The sequence below is a fragment of the Aeromonas sp. 600948 genome (assembly GCF_049174875.1).
Classification (GTDB): Bacteria; Pseudomonadota; Gammaproteobacteria; order Enterobacterales; family Aeromonadaceae; genus Aeromonas; species Aeromonas veronii_A.
In genome coordinates, this window is record NZ_JAAKTY010000035.1 from 1 (window position 1) to 18,728 (window position 18,728).

18 protein-coding genes and 1 tRNA gene are annotated in these 18,728 nt (G+C 55.2%); all 19 read right to left on the minus strand.

Annotated elements, in window-relative coordinates; translation table 11 throughout:
• Window positions 1–125, minus strand: a 125-nt coding sequence (locus tag G5182_RS19615; RefSeq protein WP_234887766.1) for a GTP-binding protein, incomplete at its 3' end; no start/stop codon positions are given.
• 54 nt (window positions 126–179) lie between these two features.
• On the minus strand, window positions 180–2,285 hold the full coding sequence (gene fusA, locus G5182_RS19620) for an elongation factor G (RefSeq protein ID WP_021229318.1): 2,106 nt from the start codon (window positions 2,283–2,285) through the stop codon (window positions 180–182).
• A 75-nt stretch (window positions 2,286–2,360) separates the two neighbouring features.
• The gene (gene rpsG, locus G5182_RS19625) at window positions 2,361–2,831 is read right to left on the minus strand and encodes a 30S ribosomal protein S7 (RefSeq protein WP_005339911.1); all 471 of its coding nucleotides are present in this window, start codon (window positions 2,829–2,831) and stop codon (window positions 2,361–2,363) included.
• 93 nt (window positions 2,832–2,924) lie between these two features.
• Complete coding sequence (rpsL, locus tag G5182_RS19630; RefSeq protein ID WP_005306278.1) at window positions 2,925–3,299, minus strand: 30S ribosomal protein S12; 375 nt, start codon at window positions 3,297–3,299, stop codon at window positions 2,925–2,927.
• A 182-nt stretch (window positions 3,300–3,481) separates the two neighbouring features.
• Entirely contained in the window at window positions 3,482–3,760 is a 279-nt protein-coding gene (gene tusB / locus G5182_RS19635; RefSeq protein ID WP_005339909.1) for a sulfurtransferase complex subunit TusB, read from the minus strand.
• A 7-nt stretch (window positions 3,761–3,767) separates the two neighbouring features.
• Entirely contained in the window at window positions 3,768–4,127 is a 360-nt protein-coding gene (gene tusC, locus G5182_RS19640) for a sulfurtransferase complex subunit TusC (protein ID WP_005341830.1), read from the minus strand.
• A gap of 8 nt (window positions 4,128–4,135) precedes the next feature.
• Window positions 4,136–4,528, minus strand: coding sequence for a sulfurtransferase complex subunit TusD (gene tusD / locus G5182_RS19645; RefSeq protein WP_227341806.1), 393 nt, complete (start codon window positions 4,526–4,528; stop codon window positions 4,136–4,138).
• A gap of 84 nt (window positions 4,529–4,612) precedes the next feature.
• On the minus strand, window positions 4,613–4,993 hold the full coding sequence (locus G5182_RS19650; protein ID WP_227341805.1) for a RidA family protein: 381 nt from the start codon (window positions 4,991–4,993) through the stop codon (window positions 4,613–4,615).
• Window positions 4,994–5,017: 24 nt separating this feature from the next.
• Window positions 5,018–5,734: a helix-turn-helix transcriptional regulator gene (locus G5182_RS19655; protein WP_064338927.1), complete on the minus strand. Its 717-nt coding sequence runs from the start codon at window positions 5,732–5,734 to the stop codon at window positions 5,018–5,020.
• Window positions 5,735–5,928: 194 nt separating this feature from the next.
• Window positions 5,929–10,233, minus strand: coding sequence for a DNA-directed RNA polymerase subunit beta' (gene rpoC / locus G5182_RS19660; RefSeq protein ID WP_100647045.1), 4,305 nt, complete (start codon window positions 10,231–10,233; stop codon window positions 5,929–5,931).
• A 91-nt stretch (window positions 10,234–10,324) separates the two neighbouring features.
• Window positions 10,325–14,353 (minus strand): DNA-directed RNA polymerase subunit beta, encoded by a 4,029-nt coding sequence (gene rpoB, locus G5182_RS19665; protein ID WP_216979946.1) that lies wholly within the window; start codon window positions 14,351–14,353, stop codon window positions 10,325–10,327.
• Window positions 14,354–14,577: 224 nt separating this feature from the next.
• Window positions 14,578–14,943, minus strand: a complete 366-nt coding sequence (gene rplL, locus G5182_RS19670) for a 50S ribosomal protein L7/L12 (protein ID WP_011707702.1) — start codon at window positions 14,941–14,943, stop codon at window positions 14,578–14,580.
• A 51-nt stretch (window positions 14,944–14,994) separates the two neighbouring features.
• The gene (rplJ, locus tag G5182_RS19675) at window positions 14,995–15,495 is read right to left on the minus strand and encodes a 50S ribosomal protein L10 (RefSeq protein WP_005339895.1); all 501 of its coding nucleotides are present in this window, start codon (window positions 15,493–15,495) and stop codon (window positions 14,995–14,997) included.
• 256 nt (window positions 15,496–15,751) lie between these two features.
• Window positions 15,752–16,453, minus strand: coding sequence for a 50S ribosomal protein L1 (gene rplA / locus G5182_RS19680; protein WP_005339888.1), 702 nt, complete (start codon window positions 16,451–16,453; stop codon window positions 15,752–15,754).
• A 4-nt stretch (window positions 16,454–16,457) separates the two neighbouring features.
• Window positions 16,458–16,886: a 50S ribosomal protein L11 gene (gene rplK / locus G5182_RS19685; RefSeq protein WP_033114963.1), complete on the minus strand. Its 429-nt coding sequence runs from the start codon at window positions 16,884–16,886 to the stop codon at window positions 16,458–16,460.
• Between the two features lie 134 nt (window positions 16,887–17,020).
• Window positions 17,021–17,548: a transcription termination/antitermination protein NusG gene (gene nusG / locus G5182_RS19690; RefSeq protein ID WP_019840195.1), complete on the minus strand. Its 528-nt coding sequence runs from the start codon at window positions 17,546–17,548 to the stop codon at window positions 17,021–17,023.
• 33 nt (window positions 17,549–17,581) lie between these two features.
• Entirely contained in the window at window positions 17,582–17,953 is a 372-nt protein-coding gene (secE, locus tag G5182_RS19695) for a preprotein translocase subunit SecE (RefSeq protein WP_005341843.1), read from the minus strand.
• A 60-nt stretch (window positions 17,954–18,013) separates the two neighbouring features.
• A tRNA-Trp gene (locus tag G5182_RS19700) sits at window positions 18,014–18,090 on the minus strand.
• Window positions 18,091–18,143: 53 nt separating this feature from the next.
• On the minus strand, window positions 18,144–18,728 hold a 585-nt coding region (locus G5182_RS19705), incomplete at its 5' end, for an EF-Tu/IF-2/RF-3 family GTPase (RefSeq protein WP_421179904.1).

Genomic DNA, 18,728 nt, shown 5'->3' on the forward strand with positions numbered 1-18,728 from the left:
CCACCGAAGTGCTTGGCCAGCACGTTGGTGATAGCTGCAGTCAGGGTGGTTTTACCGTGGTCAACGTGGCCGATGGTCCCGACGTTTACGTGCGGTTTATTACGCTCAAATTTTTCTTTAGACACGACGTAGTCCTTCTAGGTTAAACCCGCCTACCGTCGTAGGCGGGGAATCTTAAATTACTTGGATTTGCGCTCTTCGATCACGGCTTGTGCAACGTTGGTCGGTGCATCGTGATACTTGGCGAATTCCATGGCGTAGGAAGCGCGACCCTGGGTAGCGGAACGCAGTGCAGTTGCATAACCGAACATTTCGGCCAGCGGCACCAGAGCACGCACGATCTTGCCGGACGGGCCATCTTCCATACCTTCGATCAGGCCACGACGACGGTTCAGGTCACCGATAACGTCGCCCATGTAATCTTCCGGAGTTTCAACTTCTACTTTCATGATCGGTTCGAGCAGAACCGGGTTGGCTTTCATGAAGCCAGCCTTAAAGGCCATGGAAGCAGCGATTTTGAACGCCAGTTCGGAAGAGTCGACATCGTGGTAAGAACCGAAGTGCAGACGCACACCCAGATCCATAACCGGGTAACCAGCCAGCGGACCAGATTTGAGCTGCTCACGGATACCTTTATCAACACCCGGGATGAATTCACCAGGAATGACACCACCTTTGATGTCGTTGACGAATTCGTAGGCTTTGCCTTCTTCCAGCGGGTACATGTCGATAACAACATGACCGTACTGACCGCGACCACCAGACTGCTTGGCATGCTTGCCTTCGATGTCTTTAACGGTGGTACGGATGGTTTCACGGTAGGCAACCTGCGGCTTACCTACGTTGGCTTCAACCTTGAACTCGCGACGCATACGGTCAACGATGATGTCCAGGTGCAGCTCACCCATACCAGCGATGATGGTTTGACCTGACTCTTCGTCAGTCCATACGCGGAAGGACGGATCTTCCTGAGCCAGACGGCCCAGAGCCAGACCCATCTTCTCCTGGTCAGCCTTGGTTTTCGGCTCAACCGCGATAGAAATTACCGGCTCCGGGAATTCCATACGCTCGAGGATAATCGGTGCGTTCGGGTCACACAGGGTGTCACCAGTGGTCACGTCTTTCAGACCGATAGCAGCAGCGATGTCACCAGCGCGTACTTCTTTGATCTCTTCACGCTTGTTGGCATGCATCTGAACGATACGGCCAAAACGCTCGCGCTTGTCCTTGACGGAGTTCAGCACGGTGTCACCGGAGTTGATCACGCCAGAGTAGACACGGAAGAAGGTCAGGTTACCAACGAACGGGTCGGTAGCGATCTTGAACGCCAGAGCAGAGAACGGCTCGTCATCAGAAGCGTGACGCTCGTCTTTGGTCTCGCCGTCCATTTTCAGGCCGTCGATAGCAGCAACGTCGGTCGGAGCCGGCAGGTACTCGATCACGGCATCCAGCATTGCCTGTACGCCCTTGTTCTTGAACGCGGAGCCACAGGTTACCAGGATGATTTCGTTGTTCAGCACGCGCTGACGCAGAGCACCTTTGATCTCTTCCTCGGTCAGCTCTTCGCCGCCCAGGTATTTTTCCATCAGGTCTTCAGACGCTTCAGCAGCGGCTTCAACCAGATTCATGCGCATTTCTTGCGCCTGTTCCAGCAACTCGGCCGGGACGTCTTCGTAATCGAAGGATACGCCCTGATCAGCTTCATTCCAGTTGATGGCTTTCATCTTGACCAGGTCAACAACGCCCTTGAAGTTCTCTTCAGAGCCGATGTTCAGCTGAAGGGGAACCGGAGTACCTTTCAGACGGGTCTTGATGTGCTCAACGCAGCGCAGGAAGTTGGCGCCGGTACGGTCCATCTTGTTGACGAACGCGATACGGGGAACCTTGTACTTGTTAGCCTGACGCCATACGGTTTCAGACTGTGGCTGTACGCCACCTACGGCACAGTACACCATCACGGCACCGTCCAGAACACGCATTGAACGCTCTACTTCGATAGTAAAGTCAACGTGGCCCGGGGTATCGATGATGTTGATACGGTGCGGTTGGAACTGTTTACCCATACCGGACCAGAAAGCGGTGGTCGCGGCGGAGGTGATGGTGATACCACGCTCTTGTTCCTGTTCCATCCAGTCCATGGTGGCAGCGCCATCGTGAACTTCACCGATCTTGTGACTTACACCGGTGTAAAACAGTACGCGCTCGGTAGTAGTAGTCTTACCGGCGTCAATGTGAGCGGAGATACCGATGTTACGATAACGCTCAATGGGGGTTGTACGAGCCATTGTCATCCTCTTACTAAGGCGCTTGTCCCTAGATAATTAAAGGTGCGCAGAGTCAAAAGACCCTGCGCAAGCGGATTACCAGCGGAAGTGAGCGAAGGCTTTGTTCGCTTCAGCCATACGGTGAACGTCTTCACGTTTCTTGACAGACGAACCCTTATTGTCAGCGGCATCCAGCAGCTCGCCAGCCAGACGCTGAGCCATTGATTTTTCACCACGTTTACGAGCGGCATCAACCAACCAGCGCATTGCCAGGGCATTGCGACGTACCGGACGAACTTCTACCGGCACCTGATAGGTTGCACCACCGACGCGACGAGATTTAACCTCGACCGCCGGACGAATGTTATCCAGAGCTTCTTCGAATACGGCCAGGTGCTCTTTGCCAGATTTGGTGGCAATGATGTCCAGGGCGCCATAAACAATGGCTTCTGCAACAGATTTCTTACCGTCAACCATTACTACGTTGACAAATTTAGCCAGCAGCTCTGATCCGAACTTGGGATCTGGCAGGATTTTACGCTGACCAACAACACGACGTCTTGGCATTTCAAATTCTCCGTAACTTCAGGGATTACCCAAAACTAGAAAGCTATCTAACTAGAAACGAATTAACGTTTGGCCTTACTTAACGGAGAACCATTAAGCTTTAGGACGCTTCACGCCATACTTGGAGCGAGCCTGCTTACGGTCTTTAACACCGGCACAGTCCAACGCACCACGAACGGTGTGATAACGAACACCTGGCAAGTCTTTTACACGACCGCCACGGATCAGAACAACAGAGTGCTCTTGCAGGTTGTGACCTTCACCGCCGATGTAGGAGGTGACTTCGAAGCCGTTGGTCAGACGTACACGGCACACTTTACGCAGTGCAGAGTTAGGCTTCTTCGGGGTGGTGGTATATACACGAGTGCATACGCCACGCTTCTGAGGGCACGCTTCCAGCGCCGGCACGTTGCTTTTCACAACGAGCTTGATGCGTGGCTTGCGAACCAACTGGTTAATAGTTGCCATCAAAAGGCTCCTGATAATGACTTCATAAACGTGTGGAAAATCCTCCCCGCAGATACGGGGACGCGAAATTTTATGCCCTGTTGTCTGGGGAGTCAAGATTTATACAATTTGCGCCACAAAAGGGCAATTCGGATCCGTTTGATTTCACGATATCACCTTGAATTTTCTTGGAAATGTGCTTCTCAGCCACCCCAGGTGCGCGGGGAACCTTTTTGCGCAATCAGTGCCACCAGACCCGCCATATCGAGCACATTACCCACCCGATGCTGCAAACCGCGAGCTTGCAGATCTTCCTGCATCACATAAAGCGGGATACCCGCCAGCCGCGCGCTCCACTGGGGAGCCGATGCCGCAATTACGGCATCCTGCATCAGTACCAGCTCATCCTCGGGCTGAAGGTATGAGAGCGCCTCTGCCAGAGCCTGACTCTGAAAGGGAGAGTTCAATATCAGATGCAACATGGAGACCTCAAAAGCTGATGTGAGTCGAACATTGTGCCCAGCGCCGAGCCAGTTCCTGGCGCGGCAGACTCTCGACGGGGATCAGCAGATCATCCACTGTCACGCCACGCTCTGCCAGCGAGTCAGCACAAACATAGACCTCTTCGATGTCGTAGAGTTCCAGCATCTTGAAGGTGGGCGCGTAGTGGCGCTGCAAAATGGCGGCAGGCTGCTGTTCCTTGAGCAGTTGCAACACACCGTCCCCAATCAGGAAGAGGGCCAGCTCATCGGTCATGGCCGAGGTGGCCAGCAAGGCATCCAGTCCTTCCCGGCCGGCGGCATGGCCATGGGGACCACGACTGCAGATAAAGGCGATTTTCTTGCTCATGACTCCCCCTAGAACTGAACCAGCCGATCGGTGGTGAGCGCCGCCTCGGCCAACTGGCCCAGACCGCTCAGGCAAAATGGCGCTTGCAGATTGAAGTGCTCCAGCCCTGCCCCCTTGGCTTCCTGTTCATCGAGCACACCGCGCCGCATGGCGGCGGCGACACAGACGTCGATACCGATCCCCTGCTCTTCCGCCAGCTCTCGCCATAGACGCACCAGGTCAGTCTCATCGGATGCAGGCAGATGCAAACCGTTGCCGTTGCAGACCCCGTCCTGATAGAAGAACAGGTGGGACAAGGTATGCCCCTGTGCCAACAAGGTGCGGGCAAAACGATAGGCGGTGCTGGCCGACTGGGTGCCATAGGCAGGCCCCGTGACCAGGATGGCAAAACTCAGACTCATAGCAGGACTCCTGTGCTGACCCGGTCCATTTTACGCCAAAAACAAAAAAGCCCCTGCCAGGAGGGGCTTGATTCGATCTGTTGATCAGAGATGGGCAATCGCCTCGACCTCGACCAGCACATCTTTCGGCAGACGGGCCACCTCTACGCAGGAGCGAGCTGGCGCCGCATCGCCAAAGTAACGGGCATAGACCTGATTGAAGGCAACGAAGTTGTTCATGTCGCTCAGGAAGCAGGTGGTTTTGACCACTTTGCTGGCATCGGCACCCGCAGCGTGCAACACGGCAATCAGATTCTTCATCACCCGCTCGGCCTGCTCTTCAATGCCGCCAGCCACGATTTCCATGGTGGCAGGATCGAGCGGGATCTGCCCGGAGGTGAAGATCATCTCGCCAACCTTGGTAGCCTGAACATACGGACCAATCGCGGCAGGCGCCTTGTCGGTTGCAATCACTTCTTTAGCCATTCATCTATCCCCTTCTGGAATGAGTTACTCGTTCTCGTCTTCACCCTGCTTGCGCTGTCGGATGTAAAGATAAACGGTATGTTTTGAAATATTGAGTTTGTCCGCCACCAGATTGATCGAATCCTTGATGTCAAAAATGCCCTTCTCGAACAGCTGGGTCACGATGAAGCGATTCTTGGCATTGTTGGCCACGGTGGGATCGCGATTGATCTCGTCGATGGTGTTATCCACCGTCTGGGCAACCAGCTCTTCCACGCTGTTGGCAAAGGTCTCTGGTGACTGGCGCGCCGCCTGCTGGGGCGTCGGGAAAAATTCGGCCACGAACTCGTGGAAAGGCGCATTGATGTGCAGGTTGATGCAGATAAGCCCCACCACTTGTCGCTCGCGGTTGCGAATGGCGATGGTGCTCGACTTCATCAGCGCGCCGGTACGGCTGCGAGCGAAATAGCTCTGGGTGTAATCCTGGCCGGTGCTCTCGATGTCTTTGAGCATGCGCAGGGCGAGATCGGTGATGGGCGCCCCGAGGGTGCGTCCGGTATTGAAGCCGTTGGCGATCTTGATCACCGACTCGTGCAGATTTTCCAGGGAGTGGAGTACCACTTCACAATGCTTGCCGAACAGCTCGGCCAAACCATCGATGAGCCCATCGTATGAGCGCAACAATTCCCTGTCTTCATCTGTAAAAGTGCGGCTGATCAGCTGTTCTTCGGGAAGCATGGCTTCCTCGATACCGACAGTCATGTTCTACCCCTGTAATAACCATTCAACTTTCCCGAGTGTTAAATTGCAGGGGAGCAAAGTCAACTTTTTTTGATTTTTTACTCTACAACTTTGCTCTGGATCATCCTGAAACCCGCGCTGCGTCTACCTTTGCCGAGGAATTGGCCAACAAAAAGGGCTCCTTGAAGGAGCCCTTTTCAATCACGGATGACGAGTTACTCTTCGTCGAAGCTACCGGCTGCGTTCAGCAGATCCGCCAGGTTCTGCTCCGCTTCATCAGCGGTCACCTGCGGGGTGCCAACAGCACGAGCTGCGGCAGCACGCTGGTTGATCCGGCTGTGGTGGTAGGCAAAGCCGGTACCAGCCGGGATCAGACGACCCACGATGACGTTCTCTTTCAGACCACGCAGTTCATCACGCTTGCCACCTACGGCGGCTTCGGTCAGAACGCGAGTGGTTTCCTGGAAGGAAGCCGCGGAGATGAAGGACTCGGTGCTCAGAGATGCCTTGGTAATACCCATCAGTACATGACGGTAGGTCGCAGGGGTCTTGCCCTCGGCAACCAGCTTACGGTTGGCAATCTTCACACGAGCCACTTCAACCTGTTCGCCTTCGATCAGATCGGTATCGCCAGCGCTCAGGATCTCGCACTTGCGCAGCATCTGACGAACGATGACTTCGATGTGCTTGTCGTTGATCTTAACGCCTTGCAGACGGTAAACGTCCTGCACTTCGTTGGCGATGTAGTTGGCGACCGGGCTGATACCGCGCAGACGCAGGATGTCGTGAGCAGACTCAGGACCGTCCGCCAGCACTTCACCCTTCTCAACTTTTTCACCTTCGAACACGTTCAGGTTACGCCACTTCGGAATCATCTCTTCGTAGACGTTGCCACCATCGGTCGGGGTGATGACCAGACGGCGTTTGCCCTTGGTCTCTTTCCCGAAGGAGATGGTACCGGAGATCTCGGCCAGAATTGCCGGTTCCTTCGGTTGACGTGCTTCGAACAGATCCGCAACGCGCGGCAGACCACCGGTGATGTCCTTGGTACCGCCGGACTCTTGCGGGATACGCGCTACCGCGTCACCCACGCCCACATTGGCACCATCTTCCAGGTTCACGATCGCCTTGCCCGGCAGGAAGTACTGGGCGGCTACATCGGTACCCGGGATCATCACGTCTTTGCCGTTCAGGTCGACCAGTTTAACGGTCGGACGCATCTCTTTACCGGCGCTCGGACGCTCGTTGACGTCCAGAACAACGATAGAAGAGAGACCGGTCAGCTCGTCGGTCTGACGAGTGATGGTCACGCCATCGATCATGTGTTCGAACTGCAGGCGACCAGCCACTTCGGTGATGATCGGGTGGGTGTGCGGATCCCAGTTGGCAACGGTCTCGCCAGCGCTCACGGCCTGGCCGTCCTTCACTTCCAGCACGGAACCGTAAGGCAGCTTGTGGCTTTCCTTGGTACGGCCCATGTCGTCCATGATGGTCAGTTCGGTAGAACGTGAGGTGATAACCAGTTTGTCATCGCTGTTGTGAACGAACTTGGCGTTCTGCAGCTTGATGGTACCGGTGTTCTTGACCTGGATGCTGCTTTCAGCAGCGGCACGAGATGCAGCACCACCGATGTGGAAAGTACGCATCGTCAGCTGGGTACCCGGTTCACCGATGGACTGGGCGGCGATAACACCGACAGCCTCACCCTTGTTAACCAGGTGACCACGGGCCAGATCACGGCCGTAGCAGTGAGCACAGTTACCGAAGTCAGTTTCACAGGTGATGGCAGAACGAACCTTCACACGGTCAACGGAGTTACGCTCCAGCAGGTCACACAGCTGCTCGTCGAGCAGGGTGTTGCGAGCAACCAGGATCTCGTCCTCGGTACCCGGCTTGATGACATCTTCTGCCACCACACGACCCAATACGCGCTCACGCAGCGGCTCGACCACGTCGCCACCCTCGATCAGCGGAGTCATCCACAGACCGTCGGTAGTGCCGCAATCGTCCTCGGTGATCACCATGTCTTGCGCCACGTCTACCAGACGACGAGTCAGGTAACCGGAGTTCGCAGTCTTCAGTGCAGTATCCGCCAGACCCTTACGAGCACCGTGGGTAGAGATAAAGTACTGCAGTACGTTCAGGCCTTCGCGGAAGTTCGCGATGATCGGAGTCTCGATGATGGAGCCATCCGGCTTGGCCATCAGGCCACGCATACCGGCCAGCTGACGGATCTGAGCGGCGGAACCACGCGCACCAGAGTCAGCCATCATAAAGATGCTGTTGAACGAGGCCTGCTCTTCTTCTTCACCCAGCGAGTTGACGTTACGCTCTTTGGACAAGTTCTCCATCATGGCCTTGGAGACGCGCTCGTTGGCGCTGGCCCAGATATCGATAACCTTGTTGTAACGTTCGCCCGCAGTTACCAGACCGGACAGGAACTGGTCCTGGATCTCGGCAACTTCGGCTTCGGCAGACGCGATGATGTCTTTCTTGGCATCCGGGATGACCATGTCATCGATACCAACGGAAGCACCGGACAGCGCCGCGTAGTGGAAACCGGTATACATCAGCTGGTCAGCGAAGATAACGGTGTCCTTCAGCCCCTGCTTGCGATAGCAGGTGTTCAGCAGACGGGAGATGAGCTTTTTGCCCAGCGCCTTGTTGGATACGCATTTGATCCAGTTCTGCGGATTGGCTTCCAGATCGGCCTGCTCGGCAGCAGTCAGCACCTTCGGCTCGTCGATCAGGGCGTATTCCATACCTTTCGGCAGGATCAGGCTCAGGATCGCACGACCAACGGTGGTGTTCTTCATCTCGGTCTTGGCAACCAGCTCACCGGCTTCGTTCTTCACGTACTCGGTGATGCGGCACTTGACGCGAGCATGCAGGTCGGCCAGACCAGCACGGTACACTTTCTCGGCCTCTTTCGGGCCGGACAGCACCATACCTTCACCCTTCGCATTGATGCGGGCGCGGGTCATGTAGTACAGACCCAAGACCACGTCCTGAGAAGGAACGATGATCGGCTCACCGGAGGCTGGCGACAGGATGTTGTTGGTAGACATCATCAGCGCACGCGCTTCCAGCTGGGCTTCCAAGGTCAGCGGTACGTGAACCGCCATCTGGTCACCATCGAAGTCCGCGTTATACGCAGCACAAACGAGCGGGTGCAGCTGGATTGCCTTGCCTTCGACCAGAGTCGGTTCGAATGCCTGGATACCCAGACGGTGCAGAGTCGGTGCACGGTTCAGCAGAACCGGATGTTCGCGGATCACTTCGTCCAGGATATCCCAAACGACAGCTTCTTCGCGCTCCACCATCTTCTTGGCGGCCTTGATAGTGGTCGCCAGACCGCGGGTTTCCAGCTTGCCATAGATGAACGGCTTGAACAGTTCCAGCGCCATCTTCTTCGGCAGACCGCACTGATGCAGACGCAGAGTCGGGCCTACGGTGATAACGGAACGACCGGAGTAGTCGACACGCTTACCGAGCAGGTTCTGACGGAAACGACCCTGCTTACCCTTGATCATGTCGGCCAGGGATTTCAGCGGGCGCTTGTTGGAACCGGTGATGGCACGACCGCGACGGCCGTTATCCAGCAGCGCATCGACGGACTCTTGCAGCATACGCTTTTCGTTGCGCACGATGATGTCCGGAGCAGCCAGATCCAGCAGACGCTTCAAGCGGTTGTTACGGTTGATCACGCGACGGTACAGATCGTTCAGATCGGAAGTCGCGAAACGGCCGCCGTCCAGCGGTACCAGCGGACGCAGGTCCGGCGGCAGCACAGGCAGCACTGTCATGATCATCCACTCCGGCTTGTTGCCGGACTGCAGGAAAGCTTCCATCAGCTTCAGACGCTTGGTGGTCTTCTTGCGTTTGGTCTCGGAGTTGGTTTGATCCAGCTCCTCACGCATCGCTTTGACTTCACCTTCCAGATCGATGGCGCGCAGCAATGCCAGGATTGCTTCGGCACCCATCTTGGCGTCAAATTCGTCGCCCCACTCTTCCAGCGCATCCAGGTACTGCTCTTCGGAGAGCATCTGGCTGCGTTCGAGGTTGGTCATGCCCGGCTCGATAACTACGAAAGATTCGAAGTAGAGCACGCGTTCGATGTCGCGCAGGGTCATGTCCAGCAGCAGACCGATACGGGACGGCAGGGACTTCAGGAACCAGATGTGGGCAGTCGGGCTGGCCAGCTCGATGTGGCCCATACGCTCACGACGGACCTTGGTCTGGGTCACTTCAACGCCGCACTTCTCACAGATCACACCACGGTGTTTCAGGCGCTTGTACTTGCCGCACAGACACTCGTAGTCCTTCACCGGTCCGAAGATACGGGCGCAGAACAGACCATCACGCTCCGGCTTGAAAGTCCGGTAGTTGATGGTCTCAGGCTTTTTGACCTCACCGAATGACCAGGAGCGGATCATGTCAGGAGAGGCCAGACCGATCTTGATACTGTCAAACTCTTCGGTCTTGGTCTGAGCCTTCAAAAACTTGAGTAAGTCTTTCACGTGTTTCCCCTGTCAGGAGTCTAACCTCGGCGCCCCGGCTGCCAAAACAGCGGGGCGCCCACGTCAATTCTCGAACAATAAGAGCGAGCTCTTACTCTTCGTCCAGCTCGATGTTGATACCCAGAGAGCGGATTTCCTTCAGCAATACGTTGAAGGATTCGGGCATGCCCGGCTCCATACGGTGGTCGCCATCCACGATGTTCTTGTACATCTTGGTACGGCCATTCACATCGTCAGACTTGACGGTCAGCATCTCCTGCAGGGTATATGCCGCACCGTAAGCCTCCAGGGCCCACACTTCCATCTCACCGAAACGCTGACCACCGAACTGAGCCTTACCACCCAGCGGCTGCTGGGTAACCAGGCTGTAAGAACCGGTAGAACGCGCGTGCATCTTGTCGTCGACCAGGTGGTTCAGCTTGAGCATGTACATGTAACCAACGGTTACTTTACGCTCGAAGCGGTTACCGGTACGGCCATCGAACAGATCAATCTGACCGGACTCCGGCAGATCGGCCAGCTTCAGCAGGGCTTTGATTTCGCGCTCTTTGGCACCATCAAACACTGGAGTAGCAACCGGCAGACCCTTACGCAGGTTACCCACCAGGGTACGTACGTCGTCGTCAGACAGTTCGGCGATGTTCACTTGCTGGGTGTCCTTCTCGCCCAGGTCATAGACCTGTTGCAGGAAGTTGCGCATCTCGTGCAGCTCGCGCTGCTCTTTGACCATGCGATCGATCTTCTCGCCGATACCCTTGGCCGCAAGGCCCAAGTGCACTTCGAGGATCTGACCGATGTTCATACGGGATGGTACGCCCAACGGGTTCAGTACGATGTCGACCGGACGGCCGAACTCGTCATGAGGCATATCCTCGACCGGACAGATCTTGGAGATAACACCCTTGTTACCGTGACGGCCCGCCATCTTGTCACCCGGCTGGATGCGACGCTTGACTGCCAGATAAACCTTGACGATTTTCAGTACGCCCGGCGCCAGATCATCACCCTGGATAATCTTGCGACGCTTGTTCTCGAATTTCTTGTCGAACTCGGCTTTCAGCTCAACGTGCTGTTCAGCGATCTGTTCCAGTTCGGTCTGCTTGCCTTCGTCTTCGATGGCCAGTTCAAACCACTTGGAGCGATCGAGCTTGTTCAGACGATCTTCGCTGTAACCGGCGGCCAGCAGCAGGTTGCGGGAGCGGCCGAAAATGCCGTCTTCCAGGATCTTGAACTCTTCGGTCAAGTCCTTCTTCGCTTCCTTCAGCTGCATCTCTTCGATTTCTTTGGCGCGCTTGTCTTTTTCCACGCCATCGCGGGTAAAGACTTGCACGTCAACCACGGTACCGTACACACCGTTCGGTACACGCAGGGAGGAGTCCTTCACGTCGGACGCCTTCTCACCGAAGATGGCGCGCAGCAGCTTCTCTTCCGGCGTCAGCTGGGTTTCACCTTTCGGCGTTACCTTACCAACCAGAATGTCGCCGCCCTTCACTTCAGCACCCACGTAGACGATACCGGACTCGTCCAGCTTGGACAGAGCGGCTTCACCCACGTTCGGGATGTCAGCAGTGATCTCTTCCGGACCCAGCTTGGTGTCACGGGAGATACAGGCCAGTTCCTGGATGTGGATGGTGGTCAGGCGATCTTCCTGAACAACACGCTCGTTCACCAGGATCGAGTCTTCGAAGTTGTAACCGTTCCACGGCATGAACGCGACGCGCATGTTCTGACCCAGCGCCAGTTCACCCAGATCGGTGGACGGGCCGTCAGCCAGTACGTCGCCAGCCATGACCGGCTCACCCAACATCACGCAAGGACGCTGGTTGATACAGGTGTTCTGGTTGGAACGGGTGTATTTGGTCAGGTTGTAGATGTCGATGCCGGCTTCGCCTGGCATCAGCTCATCTTCATTTACCTTGATAACGATACGGGAGGCATCGACGTAGTCGATCATGCCGCCACGCTTGGCAACTACGGTTACACCGGAGTCAACGGCCACAGCGCGTTCCATACCGGTACCTACCAGCGGCTTGTCAGCACGCAGGGTCGGTACAGCCTGACGTTGCATGTTTGAACCCATCAATGCGCGGTTCGCGTCATCGTGTTCCAGGAACGGGATCAGGGCCGCTGCCACAGATACGATCTGCTGCGGGCTCACGTCCATATACTGGATCTGGTCGGCGTTCATAAAGGTGGATTCACCTTTGTGACGGCACGGGATCAATTCATCTTTCAGACGGCCATCTTCGGTGGTCGCGGCGTTAGCCTGTGCGATCACGTACTTGCCTTCTTCAATAGCAGACAGATAGTCCACTTCGTCGGTGATCACACCGTCAATGACCTTGCGGTACGGGGTCTCGAGGAAACCGTACTCGTTGGTACGAGAGTACACGGACAGGGAGTTGATCAGACCGATGTTCGGACCTTCAGGAGTCTCGATCGGGCACAGACGACCGTAGTGGGTCGGGTGTACGTCTCGGACTTCAAAGCCGGCACGCTCACGAGTCAAACCGCCCGGGCCCAGCGCAGAAATACGGCGCTTGTGGGTCACTTCGGACAGCGGGTTGTTCTGGTCCATAAACTGGGACAGCTGGCTGGAACCAAAGAACTCTTTAACTGCGGCGGAGATCGGCTTGGCGTTGATCAGATCCTGCGGCATCAGGGTGTCCAGGTCGCCCAGGGAGAGACGCTCCTTGACCGCACGCTCGACACGCACCAGACCGACGCGGAACTGGTTTTCAGCCATTTCACCGACAGAACGGATACGACGGTTACCCAGGTGGTCGATATCGTCCACTTCGTCGTTACCGTTACGGATGTCGATCAGGCGCTTCATTACATCGACGATATCGTCTTTGGTCAGTACACCAGCGCCAGTCTCGTCTTCACGACCCAGACGGCGGTTGAACTTCATCCGACCTACGGTAGACAGGTCGTAACGTTCGGCGGAGAAGAACAGGTTTTCGAACAGCTGCTCTGCTGCTTCACGTGTCGGCGGCTCACCCGGACGCATCATGCGGTAGATTTCTACCAGCGCTTCCAGACGGTTGGTGCTGGAATCGACGCGCAGGGTCTCGGACATGTAGGCACCGTGGTCCAGTTCGTTGGTGAACAGAACCTCGAAATGCTTGAAGCCGGCCTGGGACAGGTTGGCAATCGCTTCCAGACTCAGAGCCTGGTTGGCTGCCACTACCAGTTCGCCAGTTTGCGGATGTGCGTAGTCCTTGGCAGCAACTTTGCCAACAACGTACTCAACCGGTACCTCAATCTGGGTAACGGCATCTTTTTCCAGCTGACGGATGTGACGGGCAGTCACACGACGACCGGTTTCAACAACCACGGCACCATTGGCCACGATGTCGAAGGTCGCAGTTTCGCCACGCAGGCGCTCCGGCACCAGATCCATCATCAACTTGCCATCTTTGACCTCGAAACCGATGGTTTCGAAGAAGGTGGCCAGGATCTCTTCGGAAGTGAAGTCCAGGGCGCGCAGAATGATGGATGCCGGCAGTTTGCGACGACGGTCGATACGGACAAACAGGTTGTCTTTCGCATCGAACTCGAAGTCCAGCCAGGAGCCACGGTAGGGGATAACGCGAGCGTTATACAGCACCTTACCGGATGAATGTGTTTTGCCTTTATCGTGGTCGAAGAAGACGCCCGGGCTGCGGTGCAGCTGGGAAACGATAACCCGCTCGGTACCATTGATAACAAAGGTGCCGTTCTCGGTCATGAGCGGAATTTCGCCCATGTATACTTCTTGTTCCTTGATGTCTTTGACGGTGCCGGCAGCTGCTTCACGGTCGTACAGAACCATACGAAGCTTGACACGCAGCGGCGCGGAGTAGGTCACTCCACGGATCTGGCATTCTTTTACGTCAAATACCGGCTCACCCAGGCGATAGCTGACATACTGAAGCTCAGCACTACCGGAGTAACTGGTGATCGGGAAAACGCTACGGAAAGCGGCCTCTAGGCCATATTCACCTTCCGGGTCAGCCTCGATGAACTGCTTGAAGGAGTCCAGCTGAATGGACAACAGATAAGGCGTGTCCAGTACCTGGTCTCGCTTACCGAAGTCCTTACGAATGCGTTTTTTTTCGGTATAAGAGTAAACCATAGGGTTCCTCAGCTCGCTGATAAGTGACCCACTCTGTCCCGCGGGACAGCTCTGTCTCAACACCGTTTTGTGTTGGCCCGGACGAAAGAAGACAGTCCGGATTGCTGGTGCACCGAGAGTCGTAAACGGTGTGAAATGCTCTCAGTCTACAGCGCAAAAAGGCTGGTGAACAAAAATTCACCAGCCCTAGCCTGTTTTATCAGGCTAATCTACATAAATGCAGATTATTTGATCTCAACAGAAGCACCGGCAGCTTCCAGCTCTTTCTTCAGAGCTTCAGCTTCGTCTTTGGAGACGGCTTCTTTCAGGTTAGCCGGAGCAGCTTCTACCAGATCTTTGGCTTCTTTCAGGCCCAGACCGGTAGCGCCACGAACGGCTTTGATAACGGCAACTTTGTTAGCACCGGCAGCAGTCAGAACTACGTCGAACTCGGTCTTCTCTTCTACTGCTTCAGCAGCAGCCGGGCCAGCCATTACGGCAGCAGCGGCAGAAACGCCGAACTTCTCTTCCATAGCTTCGATCAGCTCAACAACTTCCATTACGGACATGGAAGCAACGGCTTCGATGATTTGGTCTTTAGTGATAGACATGACAAAAATTCCTGATGTTGAATAAACTCAAACAGCCTAGATAGGCGAGAATCAAGCAGCAGCTTGTTTCTGGTCGCGAACAGCAGCGATAGTACGAACCAGCTTGCCAGCAGAGGCTTCCTTCATGGTAGCCATCAACTTCGCAATTGCTTCTTCGTAAGTCGGCAGCGTGGCCAGACGATCAATTTGTGCTGCGGCGATAAACTCACCGTTAAAAGCGCCAGCCTTGATTTCGAACTTTTGGTTCGCTTTGGCAAACTCTTTGAACAGACGAGCAGCAGCGCCCGGGTGTTCGTTAGAGAAAGCAATCAAGGTAGGACCGGTAAATGCGTCGTTCAGGCACTCGTATTCGGTACCTTCTACCGCGCGACGCAGCAGGGTGTTACGCACAACGCGCATGTACACACCGGCTTCACGAGCGGTTTTACGCAGGACGGTCATCTTGTCTACAGTTACACCGCGAGAATCGGCAACAACTGCAGAAAGAGCGCCTTTGGCAGCTTCGTTGACTTCAGCAACAATTGCCTTTTTGTCTTCGAGTCCCAATGCCATTGGCTTAACTCCTGGATTGAATCCGGGTCAAATGACCCAGTACTGACACATCCCCCCTACCTTTACAACAGAGGGGAACGATGCGGTAGCAGGATTCCAGAAGAGAAAGAATCTTTCTCGCTGGGTTTCCGGCACCGTCTACGCAGGAAACATTAAGGCTTTGCAGCCTCCTGCGGTCTTGGACGGAGGTCGAAACCCCCAACCAATCAAGGCGCAAAATTATAGATTAAATTTTGCGCCTTGTAAAACCCATCAATTAGGCCTGAGCTTCCAGAGAAGCTTGGTCTACGGCAACACCGGCACCCATGGTGGTGGAGATGCTGACTTTCTTGATGAATTGACCTTTGGCGGAAGAGGGCTTGCCTTTTTTCAGGGCAACCAGCAGAGCTTCCAAGTTTTCTTTCAGCTGAACTTCGTTGAAAGAAACCTTACCCAGAGTGGTATGGATGATACCATTCTTGTCGTTACGGTAACGAACCTGACCAGCCTTGGCGTTCTTGACGGCTTCGGCAACGTTCGGGGTTACAGTACCAACTTTCGGGTTCGGCATCAGACCGCGCGGGCCCAGGATTTGACCCAGTTGACCAACAACGCGCATGGCATCCGGGGATGCGATAACTACGTCGAAGTTCATCTCGCCTTTCTTGACCAGATCGGCCAGGTCATCCATACCTACCAGGTCAGCACCGGCAGCTTTGGCAGCTTCGGCGTTGGCACCTTGGGTAAATACGGCAACGCGAACGTCACGACCGGTACCGTGCGGCAGTACAGTTGCACCACGTACGTTCTGGTCAGATTTACGAGCGTCGATACCCAGGTTGACAGCAACGTCAACGCTTTCAACGAACTTGGCGGTAGCCAGTTCTTTCAGCAGGGCAATGGCTTCGTTGATGGAGTACTCTTTGGTACCGTCAACTTTTTCGCGAATAACGCGCATACGCTTGGACAGTTTAGCCATTGTCTTACTCCTCCACTACCAGACCCATGGAACGAGCGGAGCCGGCGATGCAACGTACTTTTGCATCCAGATCGGCACCGGTCATATCCGGCTCTTTGGTCTTGGCGATTTCTTGCAGCTGGGCAACGGTCACCTTACCAACCTTGTCTTTGTTCGGCTTGGAAGAACCAGACTTGATGCCAGCAGCTTTCTTCAGCAGGAAGGAAGCAGGCGGAGTCTTGGTTTCGAAGGTGAAGGAACGGTCGCTGTAAACGGTGATCACGACCGGAGTCGGTGAACCTTTTTCCAGCTTCTCTGTACGGGCGTTGAACGCCTTACAGAATTCCATGATGTTCACACCGTGTTGACCCAGTGCAGGACCAACGGGAGGAGACGGGTTGGCTGCACCAGCAGCAACCTGCAGCTTGATATAAGCTGTGACTTTCTTAGCCATTAGGAAATTACCTCAAAAATGGGTTCTAGCGCCTCGGAGACATGCTCCTGCAAACGGCTCCCCAACTAATAAAGGGGCAGCGAATTATAGAGATATTCGCTGCCCCTGACAACTGTTGAGTGAACAGAAATCAATCAGCCCTTTTCGACCTGACCGAAATCCAGCTCAACGGGAGTAGAACGACCGAAGATCAGTACAGAAACCTTCACGCGGCTCTTCTCGTAGTCCACCTCTTCAACGGTTCCATTGAAGTCGGCAAACGGACCATCGGCAACCCGCACCATTTCACCCGGTTCAAACAGGGTTTTCGGACGCGGCTTGTCGTGGGCATCCTGCAGACGGTTCAGGATGGCATCGGCCTCTTTGTCGGAGATCGGTGCCGGACGGTCGGAAGTACCGCCGATGAAGCCCATGACGCGCGGTACGTTACGCACCAGGTGCCATGTGGTTTCATCCATGATCATCTGAACCAGGACATAGCCCGGGAAAAACTTGCGCTCACTCTTGCGCTTCTGGCCTGCACGCATCTCGACCACTTCTTCGGTCGGGACCAGTACTTCACCGAACATGTCTTCCATGCCATGCATCTTGATATGCTCGCGCAGGGATTTGGCGACACGGCCTTCATAGCCGGAAAACGCCTGCACGACATACCATCTCATACGCTGTTCACGTTGTTCAGTCATGGCTTATCCTTACACACCGGTAATCAGGTTGACCAACCAGACCAAGGCGCCGTCCAGAACGAACAGCAGCAGCCCCATCACGGCGGTCACCGCCAGCACAATCAGGGTTGTCTGAATGGCTTCCTGACGGGTTGGCCATACGACCTTGCGGACTTCCAGGCGAGACTCACGGGCGAATGCCAGTGTTGCCTTCCCTTTGGTGGTTTGCAGGGCTACTGCACCGGCAGCAGCGATGACAATGACCACACCCAAGGCGCGGACGGCAGCAATAACATCGCTCAGTAGATAATTACCTACTACAGCGGCCACCAGGATAATGAAAACCAGGCCCCAAAGCAGGGTATCCTTGCTTCCGCCCTGGTTCTCAGAACTAACACTCATACAACCCACCTGTATCTGACGTAACCAAAGACACAAAAGCCCCGTACGAGACGAGGTATATGGCAGGGGCGGCAGGACTCGAACCCGCAACCATCGGTTTTGGAGACCGCTGTTCTACCAATTCGAACTACGCCCCTGCATAAGAAAGCCCCTATTATAGGGGCTTTGCTTTATTTATGTAAGCCAAAGATTAAGCGATAACTTTAGCTACAACACCAGCACCTACGGTACGGCCACCTTCACGGATAGCGAAACGCAGGCCGTCGTCCATTGCGATCGGTGCAATCAGGGTAACAACCATCTTGATGTTGTCGCCCGGCATTACCATCTCTACGCCTTCCGGCAGTTCGATGGTACCGGTCACGTCGGTAGTACGGAAGTAGAACTGCGGACGGTAGCCTTTGAAGAACGGGGTATGACGACCACCTTCTTCTTTGGACAGCACGTACACTTCAGATTCAAACTTGGTGTGCGGCTTGATGGTGCCCGGCTTGGCCAGTACCTGACCACGCTCTACGTCTTCACGCTTCACGCCACGCAGCAGTGCACCGATGTTCTCGCCTGCACGACCTTCGTCCAGCAGCTTACGGAACATTTCAACGCCGGTACAGGTGGTCTTGGTGGTATCTTTGATACCAACGATTTCCACTTCTTCACCAACTTTAACGATACCGCGCTCTACACGACCGGTAACTACAGTACCACGGCCAGCGATAGAGAATACGTCTTCGATCGGCATCAGGAACGGCTGGTCAATCGCACGCTCCGGCTCCGG